Here is a 23992-nt window from a genome sequence, read left to right on the forward strand (position 1 = left end):
TTACAGCTCCGGTTTACCTGGTTTTTTCTCACTTATTGAATATCCGACACCTCTGCAAGCCTTTATTTCGCAGTTTGCATGAAGAGAAAGGATCTTTTTTCGAAGGTTTGAGATGTTAACCCATACCACATTGACGTCGGCTTCACCGTCAGACCAGATATGTGACATGAAGGTATCAACGGAGACTATTCTTCCCGGATTATCCATGAGCATTTCCATCATCTGGAATTCGCGTCCGGCAAGTCTTATCCGCTTGTGATTCGGAGTGGACAGTTCATATACGTTTCTATCAAGGGTCAAATTTCCGCAAGTCAGGTTGACCGGTGAAAAATCCGATTTCCTTCGAAGCATTGCGCGAACTCTGGCAAGAAGTTCCCCCATGTCGAAGGGTTTGGTCAGGTAGTCATCGGCGCCAAGATCCAGGCCTTTTATACGGTCATCAACTTCGGATTTTGCGGTCAAAAAAAGAACGGGAGTAGATATTCCTACGGTTCGCAGCTTTTTAAGGACCTCCGTTCCATCAAGTCCGGGCATCATAATGTCCAGGATTATTCCGTCGTAGTTTCCCGTAAGTGCGTAGTCTAAGGCATCCGTCCCGTTGTAGACAGCATCTACCGTGTAGCTGCTGTGTTTTAATATAGCTACGAGAGCGTTGGATAATTCTTTTTCGTCATCAGCAAGAAGCAGTCGCATATGTGAACCTCCGCAAAGGGATTTCCTTTTCAAGATAATTTTACCATATTGGGAGAAGGATTAAAGAAATTTAAAAACAAATATATGTATAAAATATGAACGATTTTTCAATAGTTTGGTCATTTTCAGTCCATATTTTTAATGTAGAATATTCATAAATGAATTTTAGGAAACAGGGAGTCAGAAAAATGCACGAAAAAAAAGTATTCTCCTTAAAAATAACCTTAATAATGGCATTTTGTATTATCTTTAATTTGGCCGCATGGAAAAGTGCGGCCTTTTCTGACTTCTACGTCACGAACATATATCCGAAGATAACATCGGTATATGGAGCACTTACAAGTAAGGTTGCTTTTTCTGTAGGCGAGATCATGTTGGTATTTATCGTTTTGTTTACGGCTTTTGCAATTCTGTTTATAGGTGTACACACCGTGTTTTGGATATATTCAAAGTTTGCGATAAACAAGAGTCAAAGATTCTTTTCCGCAGAAAAAGTATTCAATAGAATTTCAGGGATCCTCCACAGAGTGTCGCCCGTTATGATGGCGATAGTATGTACGATAATGTCGCTTAACTGCTTTGTTCTGTATCACACATCAAAGCTTAAAGTGACAGAGACGGGATTTACCAAGGATTATGATCTTGCTCAGCTTGCGGAGATGCGAGATTTCGTGGTTCGAAGATGTAATGAACTTGCAGAACAGGTTCCGCATGATGAGAGAGGCAACGTTATATATAGCGGGAACATGCAGGATCAGGCCATCCTTGCAATGAAGAATCTTGAAGGAGAATTTCCGAGACTCGGCGGATATTATGTGACACCAAAGCCCCTTCATTTCTCGGGATTTATGAGCCAGCAGTACATGCAAGGGTATTACTTTCCGTTCTCAATGGAAGCAAACTATAATGATACGATGTCTATAATGAATAAGCCATTTACGATGTGCCATGAACTCGCACATACTCACGGGTACATATATGAAGATGAAGCAAATTTCTTTGGATTTCTTGCCTGTGTAAAATCTGATGACGTTGTATTTAGATACAGCGGATATTTGGGAGTTCTTAATTATATAAATAATGATTTTTATAACGCTGTCAGCAAACAGGAATACAATTCACACGTGAAGATTTCTGACAGGGTAAAGTATGACAACCAGTTCCTTACAAAGGAAGCGTGGGTCGAAGTTGAGAAGAAGGCTGTAGTTAAGACTGCTACAGTAAAAAAAGCGGCTGAAACCTTCATAGATACTAATCTTAAAGTGAACGGAGTGTTGTCAGGAAAAGTAAGTTATTGTCATGTAGTTGCACTTATCATGGATTACTATTACAATGAGCCCGAGTACGCAGAAAACGAATCGGGGGACAAGATATGAAAAGTGGCAAGTTAATTAGCGGAGCAGGAACGCTTATTATGGCGCTCCTGCTTGTTGCGTGTAAACCTTCGGCTGAGAAATTAAGTGAGGCCGAGGCATTAAAAGCGGCACTTGTTGAGGCAAAAAATCATGCGGAGAATACGTACCTTGATATAACAGACTCAAGTCTTAGAGGAACTCTTGATGAGCTTGCGCAAAAAGAAACGGTTATTGAGAATAAGGATTTTAGCAAAATGAGTGACAGTATGCTTGAGTACTATGGACCGAAGATGACGGAACTTACTACTGAATATCAGGGTATTCAGGCAACGCTTGATGCAAAACTTGCTGAAGATAATGCAAAGAGAGAAGCAGCTCTAAAAGAAGCAATGATAAATGCAACTATTATAAATAACACGGAATTTATGATAACAGAGATGGCACTTCATGACCTTACAAGTGATGCGTACTCTGCAAATCTGCTTGATGAGGGAGTTACGCTTGCTTCCGGATATACACTTGTGGGCGTCGATCTTGATATCAAAATAGACAGTACGCAGTGGGAAATTGTTATAAAAGATGACGGAGGCAACTCATTTACGTTTGTCTGCGGAGACTTTAACCAGGCATCAAGAGATGGAATATTCATAACACTAAGCTATGATAAGTCGGCCGGCGGAGGGGTAGCGGACATTCAAAATCAATAAAATTTGTGAGAATTGCACAAAATATTAAGGAAATCTTAAGATATTATGCGTCGATTTGTCGGTGACATTATTCTATTCACAATATATAATCTATAACTGTACTGAAGCAATTGTTTGCAATAATTCGTAATTGCAAAGTATGCAGAAAAGAGGAGAATATATTATGAAGAAGAATATCGTTACATTACTTTCAGTTTTAACACTTTCAGCAGCAGTTCTTGCTGGTTGCGGTGAGGCAGCAGAAGAGGCAGCTACAGAGGCTACATCTGTAGAGGCATCTGTAGAAGCTTTCTCAGTAGAAGAGGCTGCTACAGAAGAGACAACAGAAGAAGCTACAGACGCTTCATCTGATGCATCTTCAGACGCTTCATCAGACGCTTCATCTGAGGCATCTTCAGACGCTTCAGCAGAGGCTTCATCAGCAAAATAATAATAGCTAATTCAATTAGATTTATTAAACAACAGGTAACACTAGTTTAATCAATTGCTTTAGTCAGTACATAAGAAACCCCGGTGCATATGCATCGGGGTATTTTTTATTCCTTTATAATGCGATTCCAAGTACATCAAGCAAAGCGCCTGTGACAGTTCCGATAAGGAACAGAAGAATTGCGATTCTGATATTTTCTTTTTTATCATCATTAACTCTGAATAATACCAAAAGTCCGATTCCGGCTCCGACTAAGAGGCCTGACATCATTGTTCCTAGAGTGATCATCTTATCAAGATACAAGGTTGTAATGATGACTGATGCCGCACAATTGGGGATAAGACCTATAATTCCCGCAAGAAGGTGGCTGAGCACCGGACTTGTCTTAAGAAGTTCAGATAACTTATCTTCTCCGATAAGCTCGATTGCAAATCCCAATATCAAAGTAAGAACAAGAACAAAAGCAAAAATGTGTATCGTATGAACAAATGCGGATTTTACAATTCCGATAAAACCGCTGTGGTCGTCCTCTTCGCAGTGACAGTGCTCTTTTTCACACAGGGCATTTATCTGAATCGGATCGTCGAGCCTTTTATTGTGAGTAAGATGATGCCAGTGAACAACTGCATCAATGACAAAGCCTGCGATGATTCCGATGACAGCTTTGATGACCAGTATCTTTATCATAATTACGGCAGGAACCTGTTCTGATATAAAAAGCGGTATCATCTCATCCGAAGTTGAAAGATAGATCGCTATAAGGGTTCCGAGCGTTATAACTCTGCCTGCGTAGAGATTGGAAGCTGCGGCTGAAAATCCGCACTGCGGAAAAACGCCGATCAGTCCGCCCCACAAAGGTCCGAAGTATTCTGTTTTTTGGACAATCGCAGACGTATATTCCTGAGTCTTGTGCTCTAGATATTCCATTAAAAGGTAGGTTATAAAAAGAAAGGGGAGTATCTTAAGAGAATCGATAAGCGCGTCCATGACAACATCGATGATAAGTTCCATGAATTAACTCCTTGCTGTATAAGAAAGAAAAAAGGGTAAAAAAAAATCAGTAAAGCGGGTGATGGGAATCGAACCCACGTATCTAGCTTGGAAGGCTAGTGTTCTACCATTGAACTACACCCGCACGGTACTGACAAGATTGTATTTTAATTACTTTTGTATGGTATGTCAAGGGGTTTTATGATAAACTTTACATTGTTTTTAAATTGACAATACAAATTTGCGGTGTTATCATATTTCCTACCAACTTGGTAGGAAAACACGGAAAGGAAATTTATCATGTCAGATGCGTCTTTATTACAGGTAAAAAACTTATCTGTATCAATAGATAACGAGTTGCCGATTCTGCACAAGATCAATTTAGATATAAAGCCCGGAGAGACTCATGTTCTCATGGGCCCAAACGGAGCAGGAAAGTCTACACTTGGATATTCTCTTATGGGAAATCCTCATTATTGTGTGACAGAGGGAAATATTATTTTTGACGGACAGGATATTACCGATATTTCTGCAGACAAGAGAGCAAAGGCAGGAATGTTCCTGTCATTCCAGAATCCTTATGAGATTCCCGGAATCTCACTCAGCAGTTTTATAAGAAATTCTTTTCATGCCCAGACAGGTGCACCTGTAAAGCTTATGGCTTTCCAGAAATCACTTAAGGCTGCTATGGAAGTTCTTTCTATGGATGAGGCTTATGCTGACAGAGACCTTAACGTTGGTTTCTCAGGCGGTGAGAAGAAAAAGGCAGAGATTCTTCAGCTACTTATGTTAAATCCCAAACTTGCTATTCTTGATGAGACAGACTCAGGTCTTGACGTTGATGCTGTAAGAACAGTATCTAAGGGCATTCAGGAGTATCAGAAGAAAAAGGACGGAGCACTTCTTATAATCACACACAGCACCAAGATTCTTGAGTCACTACATGTTGATTATACACATGTGCTTGTTAAGGGTAATCTTGTATGCACAGGTGACGGATCTTTGGTTGATGAAATCAATGCTAACGGATTTGAGAAGTTTATCTCAGAAGCGTAATAATTGGCCGGATAACAGAGGATTGATATGAGCGATAACAAACAGAAAGTGGTTGAGATAGACCGCAGCGCATATGAATTTAAGGATATAGAGACAGAAAAAGACTTCTACAGGATGGAGGAAGGTCTTGATGAGGAAACCGTATTAAAGGTTTCTGCAGAAAAGAACGATCCTGAATGGATGAGGGATTTCAGACTTAAGTGCTTAAAGATATACAACGAGATGGAAATGCCAAAGTGGGGACCCAGTATAGAAGGTCTTGATATGGACAGGATCACATCTTATGTAAGACATAAGTCTGAGATGAAGAATAACTGGGAAGATGTTCCGGAAGATATCAAGAACACTTTTGAAAGACTTGGTATTCCTCAAGCAGAGAGAGAATCTCTCGCAGGTGTCGGAGCCCAGTACGATTCAGAACTTGTATATCACAATGTGAAAGATGAGGTTGCAGCTCAGGGTGTTATTTATACAGATCTTGAGAGCGCAATGAAAACAGAATACGCGGATATGATCAAGAGTCACTTTATGACTCTTATACCGCCTACGGATCACAAATTTGCAGCGCTTCACGGAGCGGTATGGTCCGGAGGCTCATTTGTATATGTGCCAAAGGGAGTTAAGGTAGATATTCCGCTTCAGTCTTATTTCAGACTTAATGCGGCAGGAGCCGGACAGTTTGAGCATACTCTCATAATTGTTGATGAAGGTGCAGATCTTCACTTCATAGAAGGATGCTCGGCACCAAAGTATAATGTGGCCAATCTTCATGCGGGAGCTGTTGAGCTCTTTGTGGCAAAGAATGCGCGACTTCGCTATTCCACAATCGAGAACTGGTCCAAGAATATGTATAACCTCAATACCAAGAGAGCTCTTATCGAAGAGAACGGGATCATGGAGTGGGTATCGGGATCGTTTGGATCTCATACGGGATATCTTTATCCTATGACAATTCTTAAGGGCGATCACTCCAAGATGGAATTTACCGGAATTACTTTTGCCGGAAAAGGCCAGAATCTTGATACAGGTGCCAAGGTGGTGCATCAGGGAGTGGGAACAACTTCGGTTATCAATTCCAAGTCCATTTCCAAGGACGGCGGAATAGGAACATACAGAAGCAGCGTTGTAATTCAGAGTTCAGCTAAAAAGGCAAAAGCGTCAGTTTCTTGTGATTCACTTATGGTAGACAGCATTTCCAGAGCAGATACAATTCCGGGAATGGACATCAGAACTGATGATGCTGATGTAGGACACGAGGCTAAGATTGGAAGAATCAGCGATGATGCTATTTTCTACCTTATGTCCAGAGGAATAAGTGAGGAAGAAGCTAAGGCGATGATCGTAAGCGGATTTGCCAATCCTGTTTCAAAGGAACTTCCGCTTGAGTATGCCGTTGAGATGAATAACCTTATTAAGCTTGAGATGAGCGGACATTGAGAAGGGACTTCACATGAACAAAGATTTGAACATGAAGGTTAATGTGCTGCCTGTTTTGACATATGGTTTTCTTAAGGTCAATGACAGTACAGTTTCCGAATCAGATATAAAAATAGATAGCTTTGAAACTCCGGATGCAAGCAAGATGCCTCAGGGCGTAGATGTAAAGCGCGGAGTTGATTTTGCAAAAGCGGGCGAGATATTTATCAAGAATAAAGACAGGATAATGTATACCACAGGCGAATTTGCAGGCCCTAACGCCGATACGACGGGAAGAAACGACGGTCAGGCGATCAGAACGGGAATGGGAATCGATGTAGACGAGCTCATGATCTCTGCAGGCGCTAAGTGTGATATTTATACGGTTGAGGAAAATGTTAAAGTTTCCGAACCCGTTATCATAGAGTATAAGATGAAAGACGGCGAAGGATGTATATCATCACAGGTCATTCATGCCAAGAAAGGTTCCGAGATAAACGTCATTCTTGCATATGAATCAGAAAAGGATTTTGGCGGTTTCCATGGAATCAGCACAAGACTTCTTGCTGAAGAGGGTGCAAAGATAAATATATATAAGATTCAGATGCTTGGCGATAAGTTCATTCATTTCGATGATATCGGCGGTGCTTGTTTTAAGGGCGGATCGATCGGTGTTACAACTTTGGAACTTGGAGCAGAGAAGACATGGACAGGTTGTCTAGTGAACCTTGTTGAAAAAGATGCTGAGCTAATATCTAACATGGGATATCTCGTTAGATACAATAATTTCCTTGATGTGAATTACATCGCAGACCAGAGAGGAAAAAATACAAACTCAGTCATGCACGCAAAAGGAGTTCTGATGGATTCCGCAACAAAGGTATTCAGAGGAACAATTGATTTTAAAAACGGAAGCTCGGGATCGGCAGGTGATGAGCAGGAAGATACACTTATGCTGAGCCCTGATGTTATAAACCGCAGCATGCCCGTGATACTTTGTCAGGAAGAAGATGTTGACGGAAGACACGGCGCAACAATAGGACAGCTTGGCGAGGACTTGTTGTTCTATATGCAGACAAGAGGAATCGATGAAGAAAATGCAAAACGCATGATGATCAGGGCAAGACTTGACAGCGTTGCAAGAACGATTCCCGATAAGGAACTGGAACAGAGAGTTATATTCTACATTCAGAATATTATTTAACAGGTAGGAAAAGAAAATGGCTAACATCGGAGATTATCGAAAAGACTTCGATATATTAAATTCAGGTGACTATGTATATTTTGATAATGCGGCTACTTCACAGAGACCTAATCAGGTTCTGGATGCAATATCAAACTTTTATCGCACGGCAAATGCCAATCCGCTCAGAGGCTTATATGACTGGAGTATTGCAGCAACAGATATGTACGAGGATTCAAGACGTGTTGTTGCTGATTTCATAGGAGCGAACTCTCCGGAAGAGATTATTTTTACAAGAAATACTTCCGAATCACTTAACCTCGTGGCATACAGCTATGGGCTTGATAACGTTTCGGAAGGTGATGAAGTTGTTATCTCAGTGATGGAACATCACAGCAATATATTGCCTTGGCAGATGGTATGCAGGAAGAAAAATGCAAAACTTGTATATCTTGAGCCTGATGAAGAGGGCGTTATCTCCAAGGAAGAGTATGAGAGCAAGATAACAGACAGGACAAAGGTTGTGGCTATCGGGCATGTTTCCAATGTCATGGGTGTTACCAATCCTGTAAAAGAAATTGTGGCATATGCAAAGTCTAAGGGAGCAATCGTAGTAGTAGACGGCGCTCAGTCGACACCTCATATGAAGATCAATGTACAGGATCTTGGTGCGGATTTCTTTGCATTTTCCGGACACAAGATGCTCGGACCTATGGGAATCGGTGTTCTGTACGGAAGAAAAGAGCTTTTGGAAAATATGTCTCCCTTCCTTACAGGCGGGGAAATGATAGAGTATGTTACAAGGACAGATGCTACTTATGCGGAGCTTCCTCATAAGTTTGAGGCGGGTACTGTAAATGCATCCGGAGCGGTTGGACTTGCCGAAGCAATCAGATACCTTCAAAACGTCGGTTTTGAGGCCATAGAGGCGCAGGAACAGAAACTTACGGCACTTCTTATGGAAGGCATGTCAAAACTTCCGTATATCAAGATATATGGATCAAAAGATCCCAAGAAACATTGCGGAATAGTTACATTTACAATCGACGGTGTACACCCGCATGATATTTCATCGGTGCTTAACGATGATCATGTATGTATCAGAGCAGGACATCACTGTGCACAGCCGCTTATGCAGTTTATCGGAGAAGGATCTACCGCACGTGCAAGTTTGTACTTCTATAATACAGAAGAAGAGGTTAAAATATTCTTGGAGAAACTTGCAAAGGTTAGGGAGGTCATGGGATATGGAGCTTAAGCAGTTATATCGCGAGATAGTTAATGAGCATAATCTGCGCCCTGTACACAAAGGTAAATTAGAAAATCCGGATCTTGTAATGCGTGGAATAAACCCAAGCTGTGGTGATGATATCACATTGCAGCTTAAGGTTGAAAACGGCGTTATTACAGATGGAAAATATATCGGAAGCGGATGTGCAATCTCACAGGCTTCTGTAGATATGATGGTTGATCAGATAATCGGAAAGAGCAAAGAAGATGCCATTAAGCTTGCCGAGACTTTTATGGGCATGATAAAGGGCGATATTACGGACGAGGAGAGCATAGAGTCCCTTGATGAAGCTGCTTCGCTTCAGGATGTGAGACATATGCCTGCAAGAGTTAAATGTGCCGTTCTGGGATGGCATACCATGCAGGAGATGTTGGAACATCCGGAAAAAGCAGTTGATAAAGTCGAAGAATAAAAAAATATGCCGCAAAGAAAAATCTTTAATCGGATTATTTCTCTGCGGCATTTCTTTTTCTTTTCAAAAAATGCAGAAAAAAAGTACCATCCTCATAGGATATACCTACAAAAACAGTACTCGGCGTGCGCTGCCAGGGTCTCGAACCCTGGACAACCTGATTAAGAGTCAGGTGCTCTACCAACTGAGCTAGCAGCGCATTCGTTATTTAGCGGCTTTGCCGTATCTCAACGACAAGTGATATGTTACTACGCTTAAAAAAGAATTGCAAGTGTTTTTTTCAAAAAAAATAAAAAAATTTGATTTTTTTTCAATTTCGCATATCTGTGAGGATATATTTGTGGTAAATTAGATGTTATGAAAAAATTCAAAATTGCGATTTTGGAAAAGCGGAAGGTGTGTAAATGATATTTGATACGCATGCTCATTACGATGACAGACAGTATGATGAAGACAGAGATACGCTCATAGCTTCTTTGAGAGAAGAAGGGATTGGCGGAGTCGTAAATATAGGTGCGGATATGGCATCAAGTGAAAGGGCACTTGAGCTGGCGCATAAACATGATTTTATATATGCGGCAGTCGGAGTGCATCCAAGTGAAGTTGAAGAACTTAATGATAAAGCCATGGATCTCCTGAGAGCTTGGAGCGCGGATGAAAGATGCGTTGCAATCGGTGAGATAGGCCTTGATTATCATTGGCCCGATCCTGCGCCCGAGATTCAGAAGAAATGGTTTGTGATACAGCTTGAGCTTGCAAAGGAAGTAAAACTCCCCGTTGTTATCCATTCAAGGGATGCCGCAAAGGATACAATGGATATAATGCATAGCGAGCATGCGGAAGATATAGGCGGAGTGGTGCACTGTTTTTCATATTCAAAAGAAATTGCAAAAGAATGCGTGGATATGGGCTTTTATATAGGGGTCGGCGGAGTGGTGACATTTAAGAACGGCCGAAAGCTTAGAGAAGTTGTTGAAGAAATTCCTATGGAAAAGATACTTCTTGAGACGGATTGCCCGTATCTTTCACCCGAACCCCACAGAGGGGAACGCAACAGCTCTTTAAACCTGCCTTACGTGGTAAAAGAGATAGCAAACATAAAAGGAATCAGCGAAGAAGACGTAATACGTATTACGGAAGAAAATGCAAAGCGTATGTACGGCCTAATGACGGAGGTATAAATGGCATATCTTGGAAATGCAGCACGCACAAAGGAAGTGCTGAGCAAATACAATATGAGCGCCAAGAAAAAATTCGGGCAGAACTTTCTTATAGACAGCGGAGTACTTGACGGTATTGTTGAGGCTTCGGGTGTTACAAAAGAAGATTGTGTCCTTGAGATAGGTCCCGGCATAGGAAGCCTTACCCAGTATCTGGCTGAGGCTGCAAAACGCGTTGTGTCCGTTGAAATAGACAAGACACTTATTCCTGTTTTAGATGATACATTGTCTGAGTATGACAACGTGACAATAATCAATGAAGACATCCTTAAGGTTGATATAGAGAGCATAGTAAAAGAATACAACGAAGGAAGAGAGATAAAGGTTGTTGCCAATCTTCCCTACTACATCACTACTCCGATTATAATGAAGCTCTTTGAGAGCGGCGCACCGATTGACAGCATTACTGTCATGGTGCAGAAGGAAGTTGCGGACAGAATGGTCATGGGACCCGGAAATAAGGACTATGGTTCACTTTCTCTTGCTGTAGGATATTATGCAAAGGCAACGGCAGTAATGAACGTTCCGCCCGGAAGCTTTATCCCGCAGCCGAATGTCGGGTCGGCAGTTGTGCATCTTAAAAGATATGAGAAGCCGGCGGTAGAAGTCGGCGATGCAAAGTACATGTTCGAGATAATCAGAACAGCATTTAACCAGAGGAGGAAGACACTTTCAAACTCTCTTTCCAACAACCCTTCTCTTAAGGTTACAAGACAGCAGGTTCAAGATGCGTTAACTGAGATAAATATTGACGAAAAAGCAAGGGGAGAAGTACTTTCGCTTACGCAATTTGCGCGACTTTCAGACATTTTACAAAGATAAGGTGCTTATGATAAACTAACACTGGATATAGTTGGGGCACCAAAGAGGTGATATTTTGGATAAAGTTGAATACAAAATTCGAGCCGATGAGATCAAGGCTTTAATTGGGGAAGGCAGATTTGCCGAAGCTGTGAAGATCGCCGACACAATTGACTGGAAACGAGTGAAAAGTGTCGCAATGCTTTGCACGATAAGTGATCTATATAAGATAAACAGACGCTTTGAAGAGAGCAGAGATATCCTGCTCATGGCATACGACAGACACCCCACGGGTAGAGCGATTGTATACTCCCTATGTGAACTTGCCATAAAGATGGGAGAATTTGTTCAAGCAGTTGAATATTATAAGGAATTTGTCAGAATAGCGCCCAGAGATACAGGGCGATATATCTTACAGTATAAACTCTACGAAGCTCAGGAAGTAAGTCTTGAAGAGAGAATCGCTGTTCTCGAAGAATTCAAAAAACATGATTATAGGGAAAAATGGGTATATGAGTTGGCTTATCTTTATCATAGGATAGGTCTTACTACTGAGTGCATTGAAACATGTGACGAGATGTTCTTGTGGCTCGGAGACGGTAACTATGTCATGAAGGCCCTTGAACTTAAGGCGCTTCACGAACCGTTGTCGCCGGAACAGCAGGACAGATATATCAGATATAAGCAGAAACATGGTGGATATATAGACAGATCCATAACATACAATAAAGAGGATACCGCGCAGAGCCAGATGGCACAGAATATGCCCGGATCACAGGTATACGCACAGGACACAAGAGAAATGCCACCTGTCTCAAATGACGTTGAGATTAAAGCTCCGTCCGTTGATGTAAGCGCATACAATACAATGAATCTGCAGGCAGCACTTGCAGAGGAATTGAAGCCATATATAGGAAACGAGCAGACACAGACGCCTGTACAGCCACAGGCAAGCTTTGCGCAGCAGGAGCTTGCACAGTATCAACAGGGATTCGCCCAGCAGGCAGAGGCAGCGCAGTATCCGGCAGGATTCGGTCAGCCCGGTTATGCACAGCCGCAGCAGGGATATGCACCATATCAGACCGGTTACGACCAGCAGACAGGTGCAGCACAGTATCCGGCAAGCTTTGCCCAGCAGGCAGAAGCCGCACAGTATCAACAGGGATTCGCCCAGCAGGAAGCTGCACAATATCAGCAGGGATTTGTTCAGCAGCAGGAAGCTTCACAGTATCAGGAAAGTTTTGCACAGCAGCAGGCAGAGGCTCCACAGTATCAGGAGAGCTTTGCGCAGCAGCAAGAAGCAGCACAGCCGCAGCCTGAGGAAGAGCCTGCAAATTCATACAGTGCGCAGCAGGGATTTGGAAATACAACATTTGCAGAGGAAATGGCAGAATCTTCAGAACCGGAAATTTTTGATGATGATGAAAATGACGGCTCTTTTTCGCGTGTTGGCGGAACTATCGGAGAGCCTGCATCCGGCGGTATAGAAGAAGTATTTTTTGATACACATGAGATTCATGTGCCTGAGCAAGAGCCAGTTTTTAATCCGGCTCCCGAAGTTAGCAAAGAAAATCCCGTACAGGAACAGAGTTCAGATATAGCAGAAATAGCACAGGAAGAGACTTCAGGTTTTTTTGATCTTGAAGATGTTCCCGATGAACAGCCTTCTTTCAGTGCTACCTATGAGAACAGGCCGTTGGAGGACGAAGTACCCGGTGCGGTTATTCATCCGAACGGAAGCTACAGCATGAGCAATGTGAGCGCAAATGCAAATGCAAGTGCAAATGCGGATAACGCAGATTCAGCTTCAAATGGTAACGGACTTGATAATATGCTTTCTCAGGACCATGACGGTCAGATCAAGCTGGCTGTTGAGCCCGATCCCGTAGTAGAGAAGCAGATCACGGGTCAGATCAGTATCTCCGAGTATATTCAGAACTGGGAACAGTTCAAGAAGGATCAGCAGGAGAGACAGCTTGAAAGCGTAAAGAAAAAGGTTTCGGATCAGACAGGAGATCTTTTCGCAGATTACGATGAGATAGCAAAGGCCGGACTTCAGGAGAAAATTGAGAAGGCAATTTCTGATGCCATTAAGAAAGAAAAGCAGAACAGAGCATCCGGAAGAGGCGACTGGTCAAGAGATAATGCCGATATTATCGACGAGGCTGTCGATGAAGTTATAAATAAAGCAGAGCAGGGCACAGACGGTCCTATTGAAAATAAGGACGAAGAGGAACCGGCTAAAGATCCTGAAAAGAAAAAGAACAGATTTGCACGTGAAGACTTCAATTCTACAAGGAACGAAATAAAGCCTGAATCACCTGAGGAGAAAGCTTCTGAAGAAAACGGGCATGAAGAGGAAGAGCCAAGAAGACCTCAGGACAGAGAAAGAAACAGAGCGGAAGCAAGAGGTGAAGACAGACAGAGAAACAGAAATGCTGACAGAAAACCTCAGGGACAAAGACCCGAGAGGCCTGAAAGAGTCGATGCTCAGAGAAATGAGAATCAGGACGGCGCGCAGGGTGCAAAGAAGAAACTTAAGAAACATGGCGCCGGAAACAGAGATATTGAAGAGAGATTAAGGAAGATGACTCCCGAAGAGAAAGAGTTGTTCGGACCTTATATTCATCATAAGAAATCAAGAAGACAGATCATCAAGGCAATTGATAACATGAGCATGGATGCGTTTAGCGGAAATGTAATTGTTACAGGTGAAGAGGGCGCAGGAACTATCAACCTTGCCAAGGGACTTATCCGCGCAGTGCAGGCATCCAATTCTGACTTCAATGGAAAAGTTGCCAAGATAACAGCGAATACGCTCAATAAGAAGAGACCGTCGGCAATCTTTGATAAGCTTGCAAACGGCGCGCTTATAGTTCAGAGAGCTGCAGATATTTTGCCTGAAACAGCAGCTGAACTTATAAAGATTCTCAAGGAACAGAAAAAGGGTATAATAATAGTAATGGAAGATACCAAGGAAGATATGAACAGCTTCCTTGATAATAACCCTGATTTTAAAGAGAGTTTCAGCGTAAGAGTTGATATTGAGGCTCTTGATGATGAGTCGCTTGTTGCATACGCTAAGCAGTATGCGCTCGAGAACGAGTATGCTATCGACAATCTCGGTATTCTCGCACTTCATACCAAGATATCCGAAAGACAGACACTGGACCACGATGTTACGGTCTCAGAAGTCAGGGATATCGTGGATGATGCTATATATTATGCGGAGAAGAGATCTGTATCTCACTTCGTTGATATCATAGTACGCAAGCGATATGATGATAATGATATGATAATCCTCAGAGAAAAAGATTTTATGCATTAACAGCTTAAATACATTTACGAGGGGGATGCATGGGCAAAGAAGTATTTATATCTGAAGCAGACGAATACTTATTCGGACAGGGGACGCACTATGAGATTTATGAAAAACTCGGAGCGCATCCGGCAGAAGAAAACGGAAAGAAAGGATACTTTTTTGCTGTGTGGGCACCAAATGCAGCAGAAGTTCATGTTATTGGCGCGTTCAATAACTGGGCGGAGGATACGCACCCTCTAAAGCGTACCAAAGTCGGTAATATATGGACAGGTTTCATTCCGGGAGTTGGAGTGGGCGAATTGTACAAGTTCCTCATAACAACACCGGAAGGAAAAAAGCTGTATAAAGCCGATCCTTATGCAAATTATTCTGAACTCCGTCCCGGAAATGCATCCAGGACTACGGATTTATCCGGCTTTAAGTGGTCGGATTCCGGTTGGTATGAAAAGATCAAGGGCAAGGACCCCAACCGACAGCCCCTTGCGATTTATGAGTGCCACATCGGTTCATGGATGAAACATCCGGATGGGACGGAAGATGGTTTTTATACTTACAGACAGTTCGCAGACAGAATTGTCGAGTATCTCAAAGAAATGCCTTATACCCACATTGAGCTCATTGGAATAGCTGAGCATCCTTTTGACGGGTCATGGGGCTATCAGGTTACGGGCTACTATGCCCCGACATCAAGATACGGTGAGCCTTCGGACTTTATGTATCTTGTCAACAAGCTTCACAAGAACAACATAGGTGTAATACTGGACTGGGTTCCTGCGCATTTTGCGACGGATGAATTCGGACTTTCATGTTTTGACGGAAAGTGTATATACGAAGATCCCGACCCGAGAAAGGGCGAGCATCCCGACTGGGGAACCAAGATATTTAATCTGGGGAAACCCGAGGTAAAAAATTTCCTTATAGCGAATGCTCTTTTCTGGATAAGGAAGTTCCATATTGACGGAATACGAGTGGATGCGGTTGCTTCCATGCTCTATCTGGATTATGGCAAAAAAGACGGACAGTGGGTTCCTAATAAATATGGCGAAAAAGAGAATCTCGAAGCGATAGAGTTTTTTAAACATCTAAACAGTGTTGTCAGGGGAACTTATCCGGAGTTTCTTACTATAGCGGAAGAATCTACTGCTTGGCCTAAGGTCACTGCGCCACCCGAAGAGGATGGACTTGGCTTTGCTTTTAAGTGGAATATGGGATGGATGCATGATTTTTGCGAGTATATGAAGCTCGATCCTTATTTCAGGCAGGGCGCGCACAATATGATGACCTTTGCCATGAGCTACAACAATTCCGAGAATTATATCCTGCCTCTTTCACATGACGAGGTGGTGCACCTTAAGTGCTCGATGCTTGAGAAGATGCCGGGCTATAAGGTTGATAAATACGCAAACCTTCGCGCCGGATATACATTTATGTTTGGACATGCGGGCAAAAAACTTCTTTTCATGGGACAGGACTTTGCACAAGAAAGAGAATGGAGCGAGAAGCGTGAGCTTGACTGGTTCCTTTTGGCAAATGACCTCAACAGAGGAATGAAGGACTATGTTTCTCAGCTCTTGAAGATATACAGAAAATATCCCGCTATGTACGAAGTAGACAATGACTGGGGCGGATTTGAGTGGATAAACGCAGATGATAAGGAGCGCAGCACTTACAGCTTCTACAGACGCGCCATAGACGGTAAGGACAATTTGCTGTTTGTTATAAACATGACTCCTGTTGAGAGAAAAGGTTTCCAGGTGGGTGTTCCTTTTTCAGGTAAGTATATTCATATTCTTGACAGCGCAGAAGTGCAATTTGGAGGAAATGGAAGCAATATCCCCGATGAGATCACAGCAAAGAAAGGTTTTTGTGATTACAAGGATTACAGCATAACCTTCGATCTTCCTGCTTACGGAGCCGAGGTATTTCGTTTTAAGGGAGCGGCTAAGGCAAGGAAAAGCACGAAAACTAAAGAATCAAAAAAAGAAAAATTATAAATTCTTTAATATTAAGAAATAAAAATTTTGAGCCGAAATAGAAGGTGACGGAATGTAAGCCCGTCACCTTTTTGCGTAAAAAACATTTTTTAATAAAAATGAGGCGTATATGAACATTAGTTTTCAGACTGTGGCAGGGAAAAAGACAACTGAGGATTCTATGTACGTCGGCATGGATGCTGAGGACAGGATCAACAAGAGTGCGGTAAAGCAAAGCTCATTGAGCGCGATTGCCGTGAACCTTGATACAAGCTTATTCAGTAATGATGTATATGCAAGTCGTGCCAGAGGAGCTGAGGACATCAGCGAGATGGCAAAGAACACGGATGTTTTGACGCAGCATAATTATATGGCACTTTTGTCAAATACTATGTCTGAGGAGGACTATGCAAAGGCTCTTCAGGATGGTTTTGATGTTAAAAATCTAAATAGTTCGGAGACAGTGAACATTCTTGATAAGATCAAGGGTGTACTTTTGGAGGCCGGAGTCAGCGTTACAGGCTACAATGACGACATGAGCGTTGAAAAGCTTACAAAGATAACGGGAAGCAGGACACTTGCGGAGACAATCCAAAAGGAGTTTTCTCAGAACGATATTCCTATGACAACTGAAAATGTAAGAGCCGCAAAAGGCGCTTATGAGGAGGCTGCTCAGATAAAGGAGCCTTCTGACGGTGCGGTCAAGTACATGGTCTTAAATAACATGAAGCCCACCATAAGCAATTTTTACCTTGCAGCTCACAGTACAAACGGACAGAATCTTTCGGGAAGAGGATTCTATGCTCAGGAGGCAGGCGGCTACTATGCGCAGAAAGCAGACAGCATAAATTGGGACAGCCTTGCTCCGCAGATAGATAAAGTGCTCGATGAAGCAGGCTATGATATGAGCGACTTAAGGATACGAGATGATGCAAAGTGGATGGTTGAGCAGGGAATACCGCTTACTGCAGAGAATCTGAATACACTTGCGGAAATCGCAAAGGTTGAATTTCCGATAACGGAGCAGGCAGCCGTTAAAGCGGCAGCATCAGCAATACTTGACGGTAAAAATGCGGTTCAGGGAAATCTTGCAGATTCAGAGAGTAATATCGAGAAGGCTGTAAGAATCTATGAAGATACAAAGAATATTACAGATGACGCGGTAAAGAACGTTGTTGAAGAAGAAAAAGACTTTACTATTAAGAATCTCGTTATGGCAAGCAGAGAGGATGCAGGAGTAAATCCTGAGAATCCGACGGCTCTTTTATCCGATAACGATCCTAAGATTGTTGCGGCAAGACTTCAGCTTGAGGAAGTAAGACTTCGCATGAGCGTCGAAGCAAACAAAAGCCTCTTGGACAGAGGCTTTGAGATAGATACTGCGCCTATGCAGAATCTTATAGAAGAGCTTTCAAACATTCTTAAAGATATTGAGGGTGCGCAGACGGGCGAGATCATTGACGACATCACAGGTGTTAAGGCGTCAAACCCGGCGAGAGTGTATGATCTTACTCTTGAAAAAGTTCAGATCATAAGTAAGGGACCGGCGGACATTTCGGGACTTATGGCCGGAAGATTGCAGACAGCAACTCTTTCGCAGATAAGTGATGTTTCAGCGAGCCTTACAAGAAAGTTCAAGGCAGCGGGTGAAGGATACGAAGCAATGATGACCGCGCCGAGAGCGGATCTTGGAGACAGCATAAAGAAGGCATTTAGAAATGTTGACGATATACTTCGTGATTTTGGCGAAGAAGCAAATGAGGAAAACCGCAGAGCGGTAAGAATTCTTGGCTATAACAGCATGGAGATCACGGAAGAGAATTTTGAAAACGTGAGAGCCTGGGACCGCAAGTTTGTCGCAACTCTTGAGAGACTTAAGCCCGGAGCCGTATTGAATCTCATAAGAGAAGGAAACAATCCTCTCAATATGACACTGGAGCAGCTTTCTGACAGCCTCGATCAGGGAATGTTTAACGGAAGCGGCGACGGAAAAAGAGATTCCGACAGATCGCGCGAGAAGTTCTCCAAGTTTATCTGCAAGCTTGAGCAGAAAAAAGATATCACAAAAGAAGAGAAGGCTTCCTTTATAGGAATATACAGACTTTTCCATACGCTTAAGGCAAATGATTACAAGGCAATCGGTTCTGTATTAAAGACAGGAAAAGATATGACTTTGGGAAATCTTTTGACTGAGACAAGGAGCGGAAGAACAGCAAGGAGCGGAATAGATTATTCCGTGAGTGATAACTTCGGCGGAGTAGACCTAAAAGAAGGAAATGTAATAAAAATTGACGAACAGATAAATTCGGCCTTCAGATTTTACAGGTCACAAGCCGATATAGTATATGAGAATCTCGAGCCCGAAAAATTAAAGGCTGCAAAACCCATGCCTAACACGAAGTTAGAGGATTTTGCAAGAGCGCTTGAGAATGAAGAAATCGATCCTGAGCTTGAGAAAGCATATATTAAAGACCAGGTGCAGGAAATTCGCGGTATAGCGGGTTCGAAGGCAGCGCCTTTAGCAATCGCAGAGATGGAGACACTTGAAGTTGAGATGAATTTCAACAATCTTGAAGCGATGATCGGCATAAGGCGGGATCGAAGAAACGGAAATTTATGGAACAGGGCAGCGGAGCTTGTAAAGAGAGATATATCGAAAGATATGGAAACTCTCACAGAGGCTCTTGATAGTGACAACTATGAAGAGACTTATACAAAGAGCCTTGAAAATATTTCCGACAAACTTTCGGATGTACTGGTAGATCCGGAAACGGAGTACATTGACGTTAAGGCAATTACTCTAATGCAAAAACAGATTTCCGTGATGGCACATACTTCAGAGCGAGGAAGCTTTGAGGTGCCGGTGGAAATAGATGGAACTAAAGTATCAATGCACATCACTCTAAGGAGTGACAACAGCAGAATTTCAAGGATGGAAGCGAGTGTTCAGACTACCGACTACGGACTTATCTCGGCAAATCTTTACCGGGAGGAAGGCGGTATAACGGGAATGCTTACAACAACGTATGCAGGAAGTCCCGAAGAGACTGAATATCTTGAAAGCGTAAAAACTAAGATGTGCGATAAATTAGCGGAGAAGATAGAGGATGCAGGTGTAGACCGAAACAGGATAGCAATCCTCTATAACGCACAGGCACAACCTACTAAAGTAGGCACGGTTAATGCAGAAGCCATGGACGGCGAAAGTAATTTGACAGCAGATACAGGCACACTTTTGAAAATGGCGAAAGCATTTATAGAGGCTCTTTAAGCTCTATACGTGCAGAAAAGAGGTTAACATGAAAGTAAACTACAACATGTCTGCAATGATTGCAAACAATGCTTTACAGAAAAATGACAAGCTTCTTTCTGAGTCACTTGAGAGACTTTCAAGTGGTCTTAAGATTGCAAATGCCAAGGATAACCCTTCAGGTCTTGCAATGTCCAGAAGAATGAATTCACAGATAGAAGGATTGGGAGTTGCAAATAACAGTGCAAACGACGGAATCTCAATCGTACAGGTTGCAGACGGAACACTCTCTGAGATCCATGCGGTTCTTCAGAGAATGAGCCAGCTTGCAATCCAGGCAAGTAACGGAACACTCACTGAAAATGACAGAAAGACAATTCAGGAGGAAGTTACACAGCTCAAGCAGGAAATCGACAGAATGGCCAATACCACTCAGTTCAACGGACAGAGCATTCTTGACGGTTCTTTTGACCTTAAAGGATATGCTACGGACGAGAGCGGCAGGACAAATCCGAACATCAAGGTCGCAAGTTATTCAGATAACTTTGATGCCGGCAATTATGTGATAAAAGATCTTGATATTGATTTTGCCAGACTTACGGGCAGAACAGGTGTTGATAAAAAAGCTATCTTCAGTGAAGAGGAAGATCTCAGCAAAATAAAAATATATAAGGTAGAGGCAGACGGAAACGGAGAACCCAAAGAAGTACCTTACATGACAAACCATATGATCGCAAGCATTGAGGAAGATGTTCTTACATTGTCAGACAGCACGGGAAAGAGCATCAGCATTAAGATGGATGAATCCTACAAGGGAGAACTTAATCTTGAGATCACGGGTAAGGGCGCAATGACCATGCAGGTTGGAGCAAATGAGGGCCAGACACTTGATATCAGAATTCCGCAGGTATCACTTACAGCGCTCAGACTCAATAACCTTGATATGTCTAATCTTACAGGTGCTAAGCAGGCAATCGACAGTTTGAAGGATGCGATTGAAAGCGTTAATGCCATGAGAAGCAGACTCGGTGCTTATCAGAACAGACTTGAGCACACGGTAAGCGGTCTTGATATTACAGTCGAGAATATGACTGCGGCTTACTCAAGAATCATGGATGTTGATATGGCAGAGGAGATGACAATATATTCCACACAGCAGGTTCTTTCTCAGGCAGGAACATCAATGATGGCGCAGGCAAATGAAAGACCGGCGCAGATCCTTCAGCTTCTTCAGTAATCAGTTAACGGTTGTAGAGTAATCGAGGTGGAATATGACACAGGAAAAAAAGCAGGAATTTACCCTTAAGATATCACAGGCAAACAAGACTCAGCTCATTACAATTTTGTATGAGATGGTGATCGAATATCTTAACGATGCGATAGATGAGATCGGTATCGGGAAAAAAGATGAAGCGGATAAGTATCTTGGATATGCGCAGAACTGCATCGATGAACTTATCAGATCTCTTGACCTTAGATACGAGCTTGCAAAGAATCTGCACGCTATTTATATCTTTTCCAAAAAAGAGCTTATGGTAGCGGGAGTTAATTACAGCAGCCATAAGATCTGGAGAGTGGTTCAGAACTTTAAGTGCTTAAAAGAAGCATATAAGGAAATTGAGAAATACGATACAAGCTGCCCCATGATGGGAAATACCCAGAAGGTATACACAGGTCTTACATACGGAAGACACCTTATGAACGAGGATCTTGCGATGGTGTGTGCCAATCGTGGATATATGGCATAAATGTACATTTTTTTGTTATACTTAAAATATGATAAATATATGTATCGTAGAAGATGAGTCGGATCAGGCCGACCTTCTCAGAAAATACATACAGACCTATGGGAATAAAACTAATCAGCAGTTTGCCATAACTCATTTTACGGATGGCATCGATTTGGTAGATGAATATCGGGCGCAGTTCGATATTATCTTGCTCGACATTCAGATGAAACATCTTGACGGTATGGTTGCGGCTGAGAAGATCCGAAAGGTAGACGCTGACGTGGTAATTATTTTTATCACGTCAACGGTGAGATATGCCGTGCAGGGATATGCTGTCGATGCGCTTGGATATGTGCTGAAACCGGTGCCGTATCTGCAATTCGAGCAGCTGTTCGACAAGGCTATTTCTCGTGTTATGACCAAAAAACAAAAGCTCTATATCAGGGTATCTATGGACGAGCGACAGCTTAAGCTTGATTGCGACAATATTTATTACATCGAGAGTCAGCGTAACAATGTCTGTATTCACTGTGCTGATGAGGATTATGTAACTGCCGGGCCGCTAAAAAAGTTTGAAGAAATGCTCGGCGGTCACGGATTTAGTAAATGTCACAATGCTTATATCGTGAACCTGTCTTATGTGGAAGGCGTCAGGAAGGAAGAAGTTCTTTTGACCAATGGAATAGTTCTTCCTATAAGCCGTGCACGAAAGAAGGAATTCATGATGGCGCTTACGGAAGATATTTTGTAAAAAAGAGGAGAATCTATGGATTTTTCATCATTCTTAGACCCGAAGAATTTACAGGATACCCCGCGACTTTTTACCGCTATAGCTGAATGGCTGGCGGTTTTTATATATTTCAATATTTATAAAAGAGACAGTCATGGCAAGTTGTATGTGTTGCAATGCGTAGTTTCATTTGCAATGCAGGTTGGATTTCAGTTTGTGGCAGGTCTTTTGCCCATAGGATTCTGGATTCCCAGTATGATCGGTGCCGTGGCTTTGATGTATCTGACTCTTTACATGGTACTTGATATTAAGCCGAGGGACTGCGGAGTCATAACAACTCATGCGTTTGTGCTTGCGGAGTTTTCGGCCAGCCTGTACAAGCAGCTCTACGTGTGGGCTGTGTATCTTAACGGGCATGAAGGATTTGCGTTGTCATTTGCCATTATGTTCGTTGTCTTTGCACTGACCTATAATATCTACTACCGCATTGAACGCGATAATTTCCCCGAAAGCAGAAATCTAAATATAAGTGAGCGCGAGCTTGTGAGTGTTATCGCAACGGGTATCGGCGCTTTCATAATGTCTAACATAAGCTTTGTCACAAAAAAGACTCCGTTCTCCGCAACAGAGAACATGCTTTATGTCCGTACGCTTGTTGATTTCGGAGGCATGCTGATGCTTATGACCGAGATGGGACGAAGAAATGAGATGGCGGCAAAGAGCGAGAACGATGCTATCAATCAGCTTTTTCAGAAACAGTACGAGCAGTACAAACTTGCCATAGACAATTCCGAGGCACTTCGAAAAGAGATACATGATATGAAGCATTATGTACTTGCGCTTAAAAACGAGGACGATCCCAAGAAGCGTGCGGAAGTATTGGATGATATGGAACAGGCAATCGCGATCCAGGAATCATTTATGAATACCGGAAACCGTGTTTTGGATGTGATTCTTACGACAAAGAGTCTTCAGTGCCAGAAGAAGGATATTACCTTAAATGCTATGGTTGACGGAGATGTTCTTTCGGGGATCCATGTAAAAGATATCTGTTCTCTTTTTGGAAATATTATCGACAATGCAATTGAGGCGACGCAGGTTCTTACGGATAAGGAGAAAAGACTTATCACTTTGTCTGTGCGAAGTCGCAACCAGTTTATTATTATTGAATGCGAGAATTGTTCCGACGGATCTTTTGTGCGCCTTAAAAAGAATCAGCGTCGCAGGATCTTTCGGGATACGAATCTGCCGAAGACCACCAAGGCAGACAACGTTAAACACGGCTATGGACTTAAATCCATAGCACAGGTGGCAGAAAAATACGGCGGAAACATGAACTGTTCGTATGAGGACGGATGGTTTAAGGTTAAAGTCATTCTTTCATATAAAGAATAGTGGAAAACCTTGTGAACTGTGGAATTCACAAGGTTTTT

Annotated in this window: 19 protein-coding genes and 2 tRNA genes; 17 read left to right on the forward strand and 4 right to left on the reverse strand. The window is 42.5% G+C overall.

The window, feature by feature from the left end:
- On the reverse strand, window positions 1-693 hold the full coding sequence (locus DL92_RS0107540; RefSeq protein ID WP_026667330.1) for a response regulator transcription factor: 693 nt from the start codon (window positions 691-693) through the stop codon (window positions 1-3).
- Window positions 694-881: 188 nt separating this feature from the next.
- On the opposite strand from DL92_RS0107540, the gene DL92_RS18620 reads away from it, so the two are divergent.
- The 3 genes from DL92_RS18620 to DL92_RS18625 all read left to right on the forward strand — a co-directional run bounded on the left by DL92_RS18620 (window position 882) and on the right by DL92_RS18625 (window position 3185).
- Window positions 882-2069, forward strand: a complete 1188-nt coding sequence (locus DL92_RS18620; protein WP_051625261.1) for a DUF3810 domain-containing protein — start codon at window positions 882-884, stop codon at window positions 2067-2069.
- On the forward strand, window positions 2066-2755 hold the full coding sequence (locus DL92_RS0107550; RefSeq protein WP_026656252.1) for a hypothetical protein: 690 nt from the start codon (window positions 2066-2068) through the stop codon (window positions 2753-2755). The genes DL92_RS18620 and DL92_RS0107550 overlap by 4 nt, the downstream gene beginning before the upstream one ends.
- A 163-nt stretch (window positions 2756-2918) precedes the next feature.
- Entirely contained in the window at window positions 2919-3185 is a 267-nt protein-coding gene (locus tag DL92_RS18625) for a hypothetical protein (protein ID WP_051199119.1), read from the forward strand.
- A 114-nt stretch (window positions 3186-3299) separates the two neighbouring features.
- Here DL92_RS18625 and DL92_RS0107560 read toward each other — a convergent pair whose 3' ends face one another.
- Together DL92_RS0107560 and DL92_RS0107565 are read right to left on the reverse strand one after the other, a co-directional pair.
- The gene (locus tag DL92_RS0107560) at window positions 3300-4196 is read right to left on the reverse strand and encodes a putative manganese transporter (protein WP_034468679.1); all 897 of its coding nucleotides are present in this window, start codon (window positions 4194-4196) and stop codon (window positions 3300-3302) included.
- Window positions 4197-4249: 53 nt separating this feature from the next.
- Window positions 4250-4320: transfer RNA gene (locus DL92_RS0107565), tRNA-Gly, on the reverse strand.
- Window positions 4321-4475: 155 nt separating this feature from the next.
- On the opposite strand from DL92_RS0107565, the gene sufC reads away from it, so the two are divergent.
- The 5 genes from sufC to sufU are packed head-to-tail and all read left to right on the forward strand — an operon-like array spanning window position 4476 to window position 9533.
- Window positions 4476-5231 carry a Fe-S cluster assembly ATPase SufC gene (gene sufC, locus DL92_RS0107570; RefSeq protein WP_026656243.1) on the forward strand — a complete coding sequence of 252 codons (756 nt, stop codon included), beginning with the start codon at window positions 4476-4478 and terminating at the stop codon, window positions 5229-5231.
- Between the two features lie 27 nt (window positions 5232-5258).
- Window positions 5259-6668: a Fe-S cluster assembly protein SufB gene (sufB, locus tag DL92_RS0107575; RefSeq protein ID WP_026656242.1), complete on the forward strand. Its 1410-nt coding sequence runs from the start codon at window positions 5259-5261 to the stop codon at window positions 6666-6668.
- A 13-nt stretch (window positions 6669-6681) separates the two neighbouring features.
- Window positions 6682-7851, forward strand: coding sequence for a SufB/SufD family protein (locus DL92_RS20175; protein ID WP_026667332.1), 1170 nt, complete (start codon window positions 6682-6684; stop codon window positions 7849-7851).
- A gap of 16 nt (window positions 7852-7867) precedes the next feature.
- Window positions 7868-9088, forward strand: coding sequence for an aminotransferase class V-fold PLP-dependent enzyme (locus tag DL92_RS0107585; protein WP_034462112.1), 1221 nt, complete (start codon window positions 7868-7870; stop codon window positions 9086-9088).
- Window positions 9078-9533, forward strand: coding sequence for a Fe-S cluster assembly sulfur transfer protein SufU (gene sufU / locus DL92_RS0107590; protein WP_026656238.1), 456 nt, complete (start codon window positions 9078-9080; stop codon window positions 9531-9533). Before DL92_RS0107585 ends, sufU begins: the two co-directional genes overlap by 11 nt.
- A gap of 126 nt (window positions 9534-9659) precedes the next feature.
- Here sufU and DL92_RS0107595 read toward each other — a convergent pair.
- A tRNA-Lys gene (locus tag DL92_RS0107595) sits at window positions 9660-9732 on the reverse strand.
- A gap of 205 nt (window positions 9733-9937) precedes the next feature.
- Between DL92_RS0107595 and DL92_RS0107600 the strand changes: the two genes are divergently transcribed.
- The 9 genes from DL92_RS0107600 (at window position 9938) to DL92_RS0107640 (ending at window position 23954) form a co-directional block, all read left to right on the forward strand.
- Window positions 9938-10714: a TatD family hydrolase gene (locus tag DL92_RS0107600; RefSeq protein WP_026667333.1), complete on the forward strand. Its 777-nt coding sequence runs from the start codon at window positions 9938-9940 to the stop codon at window positions 10712-10714.
- On the forward strand, window positions 10715-11575 hold the full coding sequence (rsmA, locus tag DL92_RS0107605) for a 16S rRNA (adenine(1518)-N(6)/adenine(1519)-N(6))-dimethyltransferase RsmA (protein ID WP_026667334.1): 861 nt from the start codon (window positions 10715-10717) through the stop codon (window positions 11573-11575).
- Between the two features lie 55 nt (window positions 11576-11630).
- The gene (locus DL92_RS0107610) at window positions 11631-14882 is read left to right on the forward strand and encodes a tetratricopeptide repeat protein (protein WP_026667335.1); all 3252 of its coding nucleotides are present in this window, start codon (window positions 11631-11633) and stop codon (window positions 14880-14882) included.
- 29 nt (window positions 14883-14911) lie between these two features.
- Entirely contained in the window at window positions 14912-16870 is a 1959-nt protein-coding gene (gene glgB / locus DL92_RS18635) for a 1,4-alpha-glucan branching protein GlgB (protein ID WP_051625262.1), read from the forward strand.
- Window positions 16871-16979: 109 nt separating this feature from the next.
- Window positions 16980-20120 (forward strand): DUF6240 domain-containing protein, encoded by a 3141-nt coding sequence (locus DL92_RS0107620; protein WP_026667336.1) that lies wholly within the window; start codon window positions 16980-16982, stop codon window positions 20118-20120.
- Between the two features lie 28 nt (window positions 20121-20148).
- The gene (locus DL92_RS0107625) at window positions 20149-21336 is read left to right on the forward strand and encodes a flagellin N-terminal helical domain-containing protein (RefSeq protein ID WP_026656233.1); all 1188 of its coding nucleotides are present in this window, start codon (window positions 20149-20151) and stop codon (window positions 21334-21336) included.
- 34 nt (window positions 21337-21370) lie between these two features.
- Window positions 21371-21847 carry a flagellar export chaperone FliS gene (locus DL92_RS0107630; protein WP_026667337.1) on the forward strand — a complete coding sequence of 159 codons (477 nt, stop codon included), beginning with the start codon at window positions 21371-21373 and terminating at the stop codon, window positions 21845-21847.
- Window positions 21848-21875: 28 nt separating this feature from the next.
- The gene (locus tag DL92_RS0107635; protein WP_026656230.1) at window positions 21876-22580 is read left to right on the forward strand and encodes a LytR/AlgR family response regulator transcription factor; all 705 of its coding nucleotides are present in this window, start codon (window positions 21876-21878) and stop codon (window positions 22578-22580) included.
- 15 nt (window positions 22581-22595) lie between these two features.
- Window positions 22596-23954, forward strand: a complete 1359-nt coding sequence (locus DL92_RS0107640; protein ID WP_026667338.1) for an ATP-binding protein — start codon at window positions 22596-22598, stop codon at window positions 23952-23954.
- Window positions 23955-23992 lie beyond the last annotated feature (38 nt).

Origin of the sequence: Butyrivibrio sp. AE2005 (genome assembly GCF_000686965.1) — a bacterium.
Classification (GTDB): domain Bacteria; phylum Bacillota; class Clostridia; order Lachnospirales; family Lachnospiraceae; genus Butyrivibrio; species Butyrivibrio hungatei_A.